This is a genomic window from Flavobacterium sp. 120 (assembly GCF_003633605.1).
Lineage (GTDB): Bacteria > Bacteroidota > Bacteroidia > Flavobacteriales > Flavobacteriaceae > Flavobacterium > Flavobacterium algoritolerans.
This window is the reverse complement of the sequence record NZ_RBKZ01000001.1, coordinates 1,365,953-1,379,139: the sequence shown is the minus strand read 5'-3', so window position 1 is coordinate 1,379,139 and position 13,187 is coordinate 1,365,953. Positions and strand designations below refer to the sequence as shown.

The 13,187-nt window shown below is 32.0% G+C and carries 12 protein-coding genes; 2 read left to right on the top strand and 10 right to left on the bottom strand.

Annotated features, from left to right (window positions below):
• Positions 1-13 precede the first annotated feature (13 nt).
• The 7 genes from C8C87_RS05965 to C8C87_RS05935 form a co-directional block, all read right to left on the bottom strand.
• Positions 14-496, bottom strand: a complete 483-nt coding sequence (locus tag C8C87_RS05965) for an ABC transporter ATPase (protein WP_099715664.1) — start codon at positions 494-496, stop codon at positions 14-16.
• A gap of 38 nt (positions 497-534) precedes the next feature.
• Positions 535-1,143: a hypothetical protein gene (locus C8C87_RS05960; RefSeq protein WP_121341953.1), complete on the bottom strand. Its 609-nt coding sequence runs from the start codon at positions 1,141-1,143 to the stop codon at positions 535-537.
• Between the two features lie 2 nt (positions 1,144-1,145).
• Positions 1,146-1,937: a (Fe-S)-binding protein gene (locus C8C87_RS05955; protein ID WP_114755209.1), complete on the bottom strand. Its 792-nt coding sequence runs from the start codon at positions 1,935-1,937 to the stop codon at positions 1,146-1,148.
• Positions 1,938-2,040: 103 nt separating this feature from the next.
• Entirely contained in the window at positions 2,041-3,372 is a 1,332-nt protein-coding gene (locus C8C87_RS05950) for a (Fe-S)-binding protein (protein ID WP_121341951.1), read from the bottom strand.
• Positions 3,373-3,377: 5 nt separating this feature from the next.
• Positions 3,378-4,343, bottom strand: a complete 966-nt coding sequence (locus tag C8C87_RS05945; protein WP_121341949.1) for an MlaD family protein — start codon at positions 4,341-4,343, stop codon at positions 3,378-3,380.
• 50 nt (positions 4,344-4,393) lie between these two features.
• Positions 4,394-5,563 carry an N-acetylmuramoyl-L-alanine amidase gene (locus tag C8C87_RS05940; RefSeq protein ID WP_233550011.1) on the bottom strand — a complete coding sequence of 390 codons (1,170 nt, stop codon included), beginning with the start codon at positions 5,561-5,563 and terminating at the stop codon, positions 4,394-4,396.
• A gap of 49 nt (positions 5,564-5,612) precedes the next feature.
• Positions 5,613-6,782 (bottom strand): N-acetylmuramoyl-L-alanine amidase, encoded by a 1,170-nt coding sequence (locus C8C87_RS05935; protein ID WP_121341947.1) that lies wholly within the window; start codon positions 6,780-6,782, stop codon positions 5,613-5,615.
• 83 nt (positions 6,783-6,865) lie between these two features.
• On the opposite strand from C8C87_RS05935, the gene C8C87_RS05930 reads away from it, so the two are divergent.
• Positions 6,866-9,613 (top strand): putative LPS assembly protein LptD, encoded by a 2,748-nt coding sequence (locus tag C8C87_RS05930; protein WP_121343303.1) that lies wholly within the window; start codon positions 6,866-6,868, stop codon positions 9,611-9,613.
• Positions 9,614-9,653: 40 nt separating this feature from the next.
• A complete protein-coding gene (locus C8C87_RS05925) occupies positions 9,654-10,034 on the top strand; it encodes a RidA family protein (RefSeq protein WP_121341945.1) in 381 nt (126 codons plus the stop codon).
• 25 nt (positions 10,035-10,059) lie between these two features.
• On the opposite strand, the gene C8C87_RS05920 is transcribed toward C8C87_RS05925, so the two are convergent.
• The 3 genes from C8C87_RS05920 to pfkA all read right to left on the bottom strand — a co-directional run bounded on the left by C8C87_RS05920 (position 10,060) and on the right by pfkA (position 13,114).
• Positions 10,060-10,911 carry an N-acetylglucosamine kinase gene (locus C8C87_RS05920; RefSeq protein WP_099715671.1) on the bottom strand — a complete coding sequence of 284 codons (852 nt, stop codon included), beginning with the start codon at positions 10,909-10,911 and terminating at the stop codon, positions 10,060-10,062.
• Between the two features lie 137 nt (positions 10,912-11,048).
• Positions 11,049-12,053 (bottom strand): type I glyceraldehyde-3-phosphate dehydrogenase, encoded by a 1,005-nt coding sequence (gap, locus tag C8C87_RS05915; protein ID WP_099715672.1) that lies wholly within the window; start codon positions 12,051-12,053, stop codon positions 11,049-11,051.
• A 74-nt stretch (positions 12,054-12,127) separates the two neighbouring features.
• Positions 12,128-13,114 (bottom strand): 6-phosphofructokinase, encoded by a 987-nt coding sequence (pfkA, locus tag C8C87_RS05910; protein ID WP_099715673.1) that lies wholly within the window; start codon positions 13,112-13,114, stop codon positions 12,128-12,130.
• Positions 13,115-13,187: the final 73 nt, after the last annotated feature.

Sequence of the window (13,187 nt, the reverse complement as noted above, 5' to 3'; positions counted from 1 at the left end):
TGAACTGTTTTGTTTAAAAAAAGCGACTATGCCAGCTATCGATGGCAGGAACTTCCCAAGATTCATTGTATTCTTCTATATTATTAACTAAATTATTGAAAACTATAGTATTTTCAGTAACTGCTTTATCTTTTACCATTTTCTTGAAATCAATCAAAGGCTTGTGGGCAATATGCTCTCCAAGTTTGAAAGTAACATTCATTTTATCCAATAAATCAACCGTGTATTTTTGTTCTAAACTTTGAATAAATTCCACAGATGAATCTATAGAACATCCTGTAGCTGCTTGTACATCCTGATTTACGGCAATAATGATAAATCGGTTGTATTTTAATTGATACGATGATTCTAAACTGGTACCGTGTGCAGCCCAACCTTCAAGAAAGGATTGCAAAGCAGTTTCTATTTCAGAAAACTCGGCATCCGAAAATTTTCTGTTTGATTGATAAATCCAGATTCTGGATTCTTCGGGTAAATTTTCAAATGGAACGTACATAATATTATTTTTTTCTAGATTTTCAGAAAATTAAAAATTTACTTTTTTGCTAAATCAGTTATAACTTTAAAATATCTAAATTCTTTATTTTTTGGATCAAAGAGTTCAATTTCAGTATAACTCACTTTTATACTATCTTTTTTATTAATCTCATTATTAGTTAATAAAGAGGCTGTTTCAAAGTAATCTAATAACAGAAAACTAAAATTTCTTCCATTTTTATCTTTTACCTGAAGTGTGATAAATTGTTCTGTTTTTATTTCGGTTACTTCACCTTCAATAAAAGCAATGTCTTTTACTTCCTCTATAGAATCATCCTCATCAATAGATCTTTTGCCCATTTCCATAATAATTTCGGGACAACTAACCATCATTTTCATTGCTACTTTTTCTCCTAAGTTTTGCATTCCTTTTTCATCATCAAAACTTATTTTATCTTCCGGTTTAAATTCTGAAAGATGAGAAGAATAACTTTGTATCATGCACACTCCAACTTGGGTCTGCATCTCCTTTTTATTCATCTTAGAATAATCTATCTTTTTTGCATTTAAACATTCACAAGTTTCTTTTCCAATAACATCAAAAATATCCTGAGAATATGACACTGAATTACAAAGTACAATTAGAATAAAAAATATTTTTTTCATAATTACAAATCTTGTGCATTAGCAATTAATTCAGCAATATCCATAACTTTTACTTCGCCTTCCTTTTCTTTGTTTTTAATACCGTCAGTCATCATGGTATTACAAAAAGGACAACCCGCAGCAATAATTTCTGGTTTTGTTTCTAATGCGTCTTCGGTTCTTTCAACATTGACTTCCTTGTTTCCAGGTTCAGCATCTTTAAACATTTGGGCACCACCGGCACCACAACATAAACCGTTAGCTTTAGAACGTTTCATTTCTACTAATTCAGCATCCAATTTAAGAATCAAATCTCTTGGCGCTTCATACACATTATTGGCTCTTCCTAAATAGCAAGGGTCATGAAAAGTAATTCGTTTTCCTTTAAATTGTCCTCCTTCAATGGTTAATCTTCCGTCGTCTAACAACGATTTCAAAAACTCAGTATGATGAACAACTTCATATTTTCCGCCTAATTCTGGGTATTCGTTTTTTAGCGTATTGAAACAATGTGGACAAGCAGTAACAATTTTTTTTGCTTCGTATGCATTCAAAACCTCGATATTCATCATGGCTTGCATTTGAAACAAAAACTCATTTCCAGCTCTTTTTGCAGGATCACCGGTACAACTTTCTTCAGTACCTAAAACGGCAAAAGATACATTGGCACGATTTAAAATTCGAACAAATGCCTTCGTTATTTTCTTTGCTCTATCATCAAAACTTCCAGCACAACCTACCCAAAATAAAACTTCTGGTTGTTTCCCTTGAGCTAACATTTCGGCCATAGTTGGCACTATTAAATTCTCTGACATACTATTTTGTTGATTCGGTTATTTGCTTATTTGGTTAATCACAAATTCTTAATTTATAAATCGGTTATTCGTTAAACAAATAACCAATTAAACGATTTAACGACTATTCGTTTTTCCAATTCAATCGGTCTTGCTGATTGTATTGCCATGGCGCACCGTTATTCTCTATATTAGTCATCATTGCATTAATTGGCATTGGTGCAGCACTCTGTTCCATTACTAAATAGCGTCTCATATCCATGATAATTGAAAGCGGACTAATATTTACAGGACATTCCTCTACACACGCATTACATGATGTACATGCCCAAAGTTCTTCAGGAGTGATATAATCGTTCAATAATGTTTTGTTATCCGGAATAAAAACACCTTTATTGGCATCAATATTTCTTCCTACTTCTTCCAATCGATCTCTTGTATCCATCATGATTTTACGTGGAGACAATTTTTTCCCGGTTATATTCGCAGGACAAGATGAAGTACAACGACCACATTCGGTACAGGTATAAGCATTCAATAACTGAACCCAATTTAAATCCTGAACGTCACTGGCTCCAAATTTACTTGGAACTGCATTTTCATCTACTGGTGCTGCTGCAAAAGGATCAGCATTTGGATCCATCATTAGTTTTACTTCCTTAGTAACAGATTCTAAATTATCAAATTGTCCTTGAGGATTTAGATTCGCAAAATACGTATTTGGAAACGCTAACAGAATGTGTAAATGTTTAGAAAAATAAAGATAGTTCATGAAAATCAGAATCCCGGTAATATGCAACCACCAGAATATTTCAGAAAGAAGCATTACTAATTCATTTGACATTCCATTGAATAATGGCTCAATAAATTGGCTTATTGGAAATGAACCTGCCTTAATAAAATGAGAAAAACCTCCAGGCACATTCTGCAAATGCAAATCAGAAGCATTCATCAATAAAAACAATGTCATTAAAACTACCTCAAAATACAAGATGTAATTAGCATCGTTTTTAGGTGCTCCTGCCAAATCAGGATTAGCAAATCGCTTTAGTTTGATGATATTTCTTCTTATCCAAAAAGAAGCAACTGCAACTAAAACTAAAAGAGCCAAAATTTCGAAAGAAGCAATCAGTACATCGTACGTAGTTCCTAAAAAAGCAAAAACACGATGCGTCCCAAAAAGTCCGTCAATAATAATTTCTAATAATTCTATGTTTATAATTACAAAACCTACATAGACAATAATATGCAATACTCCAGCAATAGGTCTTTTCACCATTTTAGATTGACCAAGAGCAATCATGGCCATATTAGTCCATCGTGCTTTGGGATTATCTGAACGATTTACATCGGTTCCAAGATTGATATTCCTTCTAATTTTTTTAACACTGTTGAAAAAATATCCAAAACCAATTACCAATAGAATGGCAAATAAAATATTGTCTAAATAGCTCATAATTGCTAATTTTTTACATTAGGTATAGAATCGTTTACAGGAGCAACATAAGGTTTGTTTTTCTTTCCAAATAAAGAAATATTTACATATCTAGTTGGGTAAAGTCGAACATCCTGCAATAATAATTCTAATTCTTTTGTGGAACTTTTAATATTCTGGTAGAAAGCTTCATCGTTCAATAATTTCCCCATAGAACCTTTACCAGATTCTAAACCAGTCATAATACCATCGACTCTGGCTAAAGTTGCATTTAGATTTTTAACCGTTTTACCCAAATCAGCTTTATTCAGCGAATCAGATATTTTAGAAAAATTTCCGGATATTTTATTAAAATTAGTAACAACTCCATTGATTTGAGTTTTGTTAGCATCTAATAATGTATTAACGCTTAAAGAAGCTTTATGAAATTGCTCAATAGTCTTGCTCAATTCCGCTAAGGTAAGTTTTAAATCCTGCTGTCCTTTTTGGTCTAAAACATTATTCAATCCTGAAATTAATTTTTCAGTACTTCCCAATAACTTTTCTAATTTTTCTTGAAGTGGCGCTAATTGATCTCCAACTTTATCTGTTAGTCCTAATTTTACTCCGCCTTGCAATTTTTGACCATCAACAGCTAATATTTTATCATCAAAATTAGGAATAATTGCAATTTGTTTTCCTCCGATAAATCCTGGCTCATAAATAGAAGCTGTACTCGATTTAGAAATTGGAAAATCAGTTTTTAATTGTAATTCAACTAATAATACACCTGTGTTTTCATCAATTGTGATACTGCTAACTTTACCAATAACTAATCCGTTTAGTGTAACCGGCGCAGATGTGGCTAAACCTTCTACACTTTTATATTCGACATAAAATGTTTTGTAATTGGTAAAAAGGTCTCTTCCTTTCAAAAAACTGTAGCCCCAGATAAATAATAAAATAGATGCAATTACTAAAATAGCAGTTTTAATTTCTCGTGTTATTTTCAAAATTTAAGTATTTTTTACAAATTTAATATAAAATATTTGACTTGTTGTAATTATTTAAGTGCTTCTTGAATACTAATATTCTTTCCATCTTTAATTGCAATTATATACGCTGAAGTATACCCTTTGGATTTCACAACTTTCAAATCCTCTTTTGCAGTGTTATAGTCTGATGTTAAGCCATATGCATACTTATATAAAGATCCATTGCTTGTTGTCATCGAAACATTTTTTAATCCTTTAAAATTTGAAGGATTTAATTTAATATTTTTATTTCCGGCGGCAAATTGAACTTTAAAAACTACATCAGAATTTTGTGTTTTCGACTCTTGCTTTTGCGAAACTTGTTTTTCTATAATTCGTTTTGATTTAGTACTCTTTGAAGTATCTTTTATCTCATTTTCGATTACTTTTTTAGATGGCAGCTCTTCATAATCATCATTGGATGGTGTTCCAAAATATTCTTTCTTGTAAGCAATAATCGCTGATGCAATAGCTTCTGCCATATTATTTTGTCCTTCCTCTGAATTTAAATAAAGACCTTCTTCGCTATTGGATAAAAAACCCAATTCAATCAATACACTTGGCATATAAGCCGCATCCAAAACCCATAGTGGAGTCTGTTTTATACCTCTTGATTTTCGATGTAATTTATTTTTAAAATTACTCTCAATTTTTGAAGCCAGATTTATGCTTCGATCTAAATAATCTTCTTGCAGAATTTTTAATCCAATCAAGGTTTCAGGATTCTTAGGATCAAAACCTTTGTAGGTTTGCTTGTAATCTTTCTCCAGTAATATCACCGAATTTTCTTGTTTAGCAATTTCTAAATTACCTTTACTTCTTGCCAAACCCATTACAAAAGTCTCTGTCCCAAAGGGAATTGGGTTATCAACAGAATTACAATGGATAGAAACAAATAAATTAGCATCAATACTATTTGCTTTTTTTGGTCTATCCTTTAATTCTATAAAAACATCTGATTTTCTGGTATAAACAACTTGAATATTATTATCTTTTTTAAGGTATTTTTCTAATTTCAAAGTCGTTTTAAGAGCAATTTCTTTTTCAACAAAGCCATGATAGGAATTCCCCGGATCTTTACCTCCGTGACCCGCATCTAAAATAACCGTAAACTTTTGATTGGATTGAGAAAAAGTATTTGAGCAGAAAAATAGAAATAGCGCTAAAATTGTGGTTTTGAATCCTCTGGTTATTTTCAAAATATAAGTATTTTTTTTACAAATTTAATATAAAAAAGATAAGCTATTACTATTTAATTACGTCTTGGATATTAACTTTCTCTCCATTTTTAAATGCAATCAAAAACGCAGAATTATATCCTTTTTCTTTCGCCTCGCTTAGTTGCTTTTTTGCTTCATCATAATCTGAGGTTTCACCATACATATATTTGTAAACCCTGTTTTCATAGGCTACAGAAATATTTTTAAGTCCATTAAAATTTCTTGGAACTAAATCTAATTTTTTACTACTGGCAGAAAGTTGCACTTTGAATAAAGGCTTAGCATTATCAACCGCTTTTTTTACTTGTGATGATTCTGCTGCGGCTTGTGGAATCATTTTAGGTTTAGCAGGAGAAACAGTATCTCTTATAGGTTTTTCGTTGATTTTTTGCGAAGGCAACTCTTCAAAAATTTCAGTTTCACCATTACCAAAATATTCTTTTTTATAACTGATAATTGCATCAGCGATAGCTTTGGCAATTTCATTTTGACCGTCTTCAGAATTTAATATATTTCCTTCAATAGAATTCGAGATAAATCCCATTTCGATTAATACTCTAGGCATGTAAGCTTTATGAAGTACCATAAAAGGTGCTTGCTTTACTCCTCCTCCTCTAATTTTTTTTCCTAAATCTGCAAAAGAATCTTCTACCTTACTTGCTAATGAAATACTATTGTCTAAATATTCTTCCTGCATCAAAGTCATTCCTATCATAGTCTCCGGAGAGTTTGGATCAAATCCTTCGTATTTTTGTTTGTAATCTTTCTCTAATGTTATTACAGAGTTCTCTTTTTTAGCGGCTTCAAGATTTGACGCTACTTTACTTAAACCCATTACGTAGGTCTCAGTTCCATCGGCAGCAGTATTTCTATTGGCATTACAATGAATCGAAACAAAAATATTAGCGTTAAATCTATTGGCAATATTCGCTCTTTCAATTAAATCAATAAACACATCTGTTTTTCGGGTATAGTTGACATTAATCTGTGGTGTTGCTTCTAATATTTTTCCAACTTTCAAAACTACTGCCAAGGCAATGTTTTTTTCCACACGTCCTTCATAAACAGCACCAAAATCATGTGCACCGTGGCCTGCATCTAAAGTTACCTTGAAAATATTGGATTGACTAAAGCTCGATAAAGAAATTATCGTCAAAATAAAAGTTAATATTATTTTTATTTTATATGTAATACGCATAAATCCAAAAGTTAATTTAATTAAAACACTACCCTCATAAAATTTTTTATTTGGCTATTTTTGACAAAAAATTATATGTAAGTTTGACATGTCAAAAAACAGGCCATAATTTTACAAAAATAGCATTTAAACCTTTGCATACAAACTTATTTAATATCGTTTTATTATCATTTTTCCTGTCATTGGGGTGTGGTAAATTATATTCTCAAGATATAACAAAAAAAAAGACGGCTATATCCGCAAAAAAACAAGCAGACACTACCAATTTAGATACTAGCAAAAAAAATACTGCTCCTTTATCTGTTAAAAAAGAAGCTGACTCCATAAAAAAAGACACTGTAAAACCTCAAAAAGCATTTCTTGATGGAAAGGTGAGATACAAAGCGGATCAATATGCTAAAATTGACCAAAAGAAAAAGCTCATTACATTGTATGATAAAGCAGAACTGTATTATCAAGATGTCGAATTGAAATCTGGTATAATCGTTATGGATTATGAGAAAAACGAAGTCTACGCAGGACGTATTAAAGATTCAACTGGTGCTTACACACAATACCCAAATTTCAAGCAAGGCGCAAATGTGGTAGAACCAGATTCAATTCGTTTTAATTTTAAAACAAAAAAAGCTTTAATCTGGAATTCCAGATCAGATCAAGGAGAATTTAAAATTAAAGCTTCCATAACAAAAAAAGAAAATGACTCTGTTTATTTTTTAAAAGGAGCTCGTTTTACCACTTCAAAAGATGTTGATAATCCTGAATATTATTTCCAAACCAACAAAGTAAAATTTATTCCCGGTAAAAAAGTAGTTACCGGATTGACTAATATGGTCATTGCAAATGTTCCGACTCCTATTGCTTTACCGTTTGCTTTTTTTCCAATGAGTAAAGAAACCAGCATTTCAGGATTGATTTTACCCAGCTATAACGACTCCAACAATCGTGGATTTTCTCTTCAAAATTTAGGATATTATTTTGCGTTGAGCGACAATTATGATTTAACCGTTTTGGGAGATTATTATACCAATGGAAGTTATGGTTTGCGTTTTGAATCCAGTTATGCCAAAAGATATAATTATAGAGGAAACTTAAACATTAGATTCGAAAATTTAATCACCAGTGAAAGAGGATATCCTGATTATTTGAAACAAAATATTTATAACATTCAATGGTCTCATTCCAAAGATTCTAAATCGAATCCTAATTCCAGTTTTTCAGCTTCTGTGAATCTTGGAAGCAGTAAATACTTCAAGCAATCCATCAATCAGGTTAATATTGGTTCCAATCTTAATAATACACTAAGCTCTTCGATATCGTATTCAAAAACATTTACTTCAGTTCCACAAGTCAGAATGTCTTTGACCGCAACACACTCTCAAAATACACAAACAGAAGAAATCAATATGACTTTACCAACACTACAATTGAGTGTTGACAGGATTTATCCTTTTGTAAGTAAAGATGGAGTGAAGAAAGGTTTTTTCAAAAACATCAATTTACAATACAATTTAAACGGTAGAAATAGCATCGTAACTACTGACTCCTTATTCTTTAAACCACAAATGTTTAGAGATGCAAAAGTTGGTTTTCAACACAGCATTCCATTAAGCACCAATTTTAAATTATTTAAATATTTTAGTGCCTCTACTTCCATGAACTACGAGGAAATTTGGTATACCAAAACAATTGAAAGAAGTTATGATGTTGACCAAAGTAAAGTTGTTGATAAAACCATAAATGGATTTGACGCTTTTAGAACATACTCCTTTTCATCCAGCGTAGGAACAACTATATATGGAACTTTTAATTTTGGTAATGACAAAAAAATCAAATCGATAAGACACGTCATGAGACCATCTGTATCGTATGGCTATACTCCTAGTTTTGAAAAATACTACGACACCTATGCTTCAGACGCTAGCGGGACAATGAAACAATATTCAAGATTTGAAAGTGGAATTTTTGGTGCTCCGGGATTAAATAATTCCAATACGTTAGGTTTTGATTTGAGTAATACTTTTGAAGCAAAAGTTACAGACAAAGACAGCACCAAAGTGGAACCTAAAAAAATAATGCTGCTTAATAACTTGAACCTTTCCACTAGTTATAATCTTGATGCAGATGGCGTAACTACACTTGCTTTTGCTCCAATAAGAGTTAGCGGTGGTACAACATTATTAGACAACAAAATGAATGTCAATTTTGGTGCTACATTAGACCCTTATGCCATTGACAATTCAGGAAACCGAATAAATGTGTTCAACATTGATAATGGCGGAAGTCTTTTTAGAATGACAAGTTCGAATATGACTTTAAATTATTCTATTTCGAGCCAGGGCAAAGACAAAACCGATAAGGACAAGAATACCCAAAGTCAACGAAATGGTGGTCGTGAAGATGATTTATTTGGGACAAATACTGATTTAGGTGACAGCCGAAGAAGTCAATTTGATGAAGAGGATGAAGACGAAGGCGAAGATAAAATCTCAGAATTTTTCAATTCAAAGTTGCCTTGGGACATGACATTTGCTTATTCCCTGACATACGGAAATAACAATCGAGAAAATAAAATTATTGGTAATTCTATAATGATTTCAGCAAATGCTGACATAACTCCAAAATGGAAAGCCGGAGTATCTACAGGTTATGATTTTGTACAAAAAGGAGTTACTTTCACACAGCTTCGTTTTGAGAGGGATTTATTGAGTTGGAGAATGGATTTCAACTGGTCCCCATTTGGAACAAATGCAAATTGGGGTTTCTTTATCGGAATCAAATCTGGTGTTCTTAGTGATATCAAATGGGATAAGCGAAGCACCATAAACCGATAATTGATTATTAAACTTTTTACTATATAAAAAACATAGTTTTATGAAAAAGATAATTTTTACAGAAAATGCTCCGGCACCAATCGGGCCTTATAACCAAGCTGTTCTTAAAGGAAATACGCTATATACTTCTGGTCAGATTGCAATTAATCCTGCAACTGGAGAATTGACTACGGATAGTATTGAAGCGGAAACTGAGCAAGTAATGCAAAACATGAAAGCCGTACTTGAAGCAGCAGGAATGTCATTTGAAAATGTTGTAAAAACAACCATATTCATCATGGACATGAATGATTTTGGAAAAATAAATACCGTTTATGGTTCTTATTTTAACGAAAAAACCGCTCCAGCTCGTGAAACGGTTCAAGTGGCTTGTTTGCCAAAAAATGTAAATGTTGAAATTTCAATGATTGCAATACTTTAGTTAAGTATTGCAATCATTTAGATTTTTATTTGTTGGCAATATGATACGCAATAAGTCCATCAATTGGTCTTCTAAGTACATTCCCTAATTGTAATTCATATTTATCGAAAGTCTCTTGTAATTCATCTTTTAAATAAAATGCAATAGATCCCACAAAGTGAACAGGTACTTCCTTGCAATTATCAAATTGTTTAATATAATTTTTTACAAAAGATTTCATTCCTTTTAAAATTATTTTTCTACAGAACTCAGTGTCTTTATGTTGAATTAAGAACTTTGCAAATGTTGCTAAATAAGCATTAGGATTTGCTTCTTTGTATAATTTACTTTTAATAGCATCAGGATCTAAATCGTATTCTTTCTCAAATTCTACTGCCAATTCTTTTGGCATTTTATTGAAATAATACTTTCTGATTAATTCTTTTCCAAAAACATTACCGCTACAATCATCCATAACGATATATCCTAATGATTGTACTTTTTGGTGCAATTCTTTTCCATCAAAATAACTACAGTTAGATCCGGTTCCTAATATGCTGACAATAGCTTTTTCACCTTTAGGCGTTGTAGCGTAAACTGCAGCGTAAGTATCCTCTTCAACTACAATAATTGCGTTAGGAAAATAGTTTTGAAAAATTTGTGAAAGTGAAATTTTCATTCTATCAGTTCCACAGCCTGCGCCATAGAAAAATAAATGAGTGGCCTCTTTTTTATTTTGCAATATATCAAAACGATCATTTAGACGTTCAATAATTTCATCTCCATCTAGAATTTCTGGATTTAATCCTAATGTTTGTGTGGTGAACAATACTTTTCCGGCATCATCTATCGCAATCCAATCGGCTTTAGTAGAACCACTATCAACTAATAATCTCATTTTTTTTGGTTTTTTTGGTTTTTGTGTTTCGTTTTTCTAGTTTAAAATGTGTGCAGTATAAAATTTACATTCAAAAAAGTAAACAAAAAATAAAATCCCGTTAAATATAATATAACGGGATTTGTAAATATAAAGAATTATTTTAAACCTGCAATATGTACAGATAAATCAATTAATTTGCTAGAATAACCATATTCATTATCATACCAAGAGATGATTTTGAAAAAAGTAGAGTTCAATCCAATTCCTGCATTAGCATCAATGATAGATGTTCTTGAATCAGAAACGAAATCTTGAGAAACAACTAAATCTTCAGTATATCCTAAGATACCTTTCATTGTAGTTTCAGAAGCATTTTTCAATACAGCCATAATTTCTTCGTAAGTAGTTTCTTTTTCAACTTTTACAGTTAAATCAACTACAGAAACATCAGTTGTAGGAACACGCATTGACATACCTGTTAATTTCCCGTTCAATGAAGGAATAACTTTTCCTACTGCTTTAGCAGCACCTGTAGAAGATGGGATGATGTTGCATGAAGCAGCACGTCCACCTCTCCAGTCTTTTCTAGAAGGACCATCAGTAGTCATTTGAGTTGAAGTTGTTGCGTGAACAGTAGTCATCAACGCTTCAACAATTCCAAAGTTATCATTGATAACTTTAGCTAATGGAGCTAAACAGTTAGTAGTACAAGATGCATTAGAAACAACCATATCAGTTGCTAAAGCTTCCTCATGGTTTACTCCCATTACAAACATTGGAGCATCAGCAGAAGGAGCTGAAATAATTACTTTTTTTGCACCACCTTTGATGTGCTCGTTTGCAGTTTCAATAGTTGTAAAGAAACCAGTACATTCAGCAACTACATCAACATCAACTTCATTCCATTTTAAATCTGCAGGATTTCTTTCAGCAGTAATACGAATGTTTTTTCCGTTTACAAAAAGTTTTCCATCTGTAACTTCAACAGTTCCATTGAAACGACCGTGAACTGAATCATATTTTAATAAGTAAGCTAAGTGATCTACATCTAATAAATCATTGATAGCTACAACTTCTACATTATCTCTGTTGAAAGACTCTCTGAAAACAATTCTTCCAATTCTTCCAAATCCGTTTATTCCTAATTTTACTTTTGACATTTTACTTTAATTTTTTTGTTTATTTTTATTAACTCAACCTAAAGTCTAATTTCCTCACAATAAACTTTAACCACTTATGTAGACATAATGTCTGAAACTCTCAATAATTCTCTATCAATCATTGTTTTTCCTTTAATTGCTTGTTCTAAAGGCGTTAACGCTACTTTATCATTTTGCAATCCAACCATATAATTTGACTTCCCTTCCAATAAAGATTCAACGGCTTTTACACCTAATCTACTGGCTAAGACTCTGTCAAAACAAGATGGGGAACCACCTCGCTGCATGTGACCTAAAACTGAAACTCTAACATCATATTCAGGCAAATTGGCTTCAACATAATCTTTTAATTCGAATACATTTTTCCCAATTTTATCTCCTTCAGCAATAACAACTATACTGGATGATTTTCCTGAAGCTTTACTTTTTTGCAGTGATTCTAATAATCGGTCTAAACCTAAATCTTCTTCAGGAATTAAAATTTCTTCGGCTCCTGCACCAATACCTGCATTCAAAGCGATATGCCCAGCGTCTCTTCCCATTACTTCTACAAAGAATAATCGGTTGTGAGAACTTGCAGTATCTCTAATTTTATCAATTACATCAACTACAGTATTTAAAGCAGTATCGTACCCTAAAGTATGACTCGTCCCAAAAATATCATTATCAATAGTTCCTGGGATTCCCATTACTGGAAAATTAAATTCAGTATTGAATAATAAACCTCCGGTAAAAGTTCCGTCACCTCCTATTACCACTAAAGCGTCAATTCCTGCTTTAGTAAGATTTTCGTGTGCTTTTTTTCTTCCTTCTGGAGTTTTAAATTCTAAAGATCGAGCCGATTTAAGAATCGTCCCTCCTTTATTTACAATGTTGTTTACACTTCGAGGTCCCATTTCTTTGAAGTCACCTTCAATCATTCCTTGATATCCTCTATAAATCCCTATGCATTCTATATTATGATAAGCACATGTTCGAACAACTGATCGAATAGCTGCATTCATTCCTGGCGAGTCTCCTCCCGAAGTTAGAACGCCAACTTTTTTTATTGTTTTTGGCATTATTTAAGTATTAAAGTGTAAAATTAGCAAACATTCAGCACTTTTAAAGCTGTGTTTTTAATAAATTAGTAAA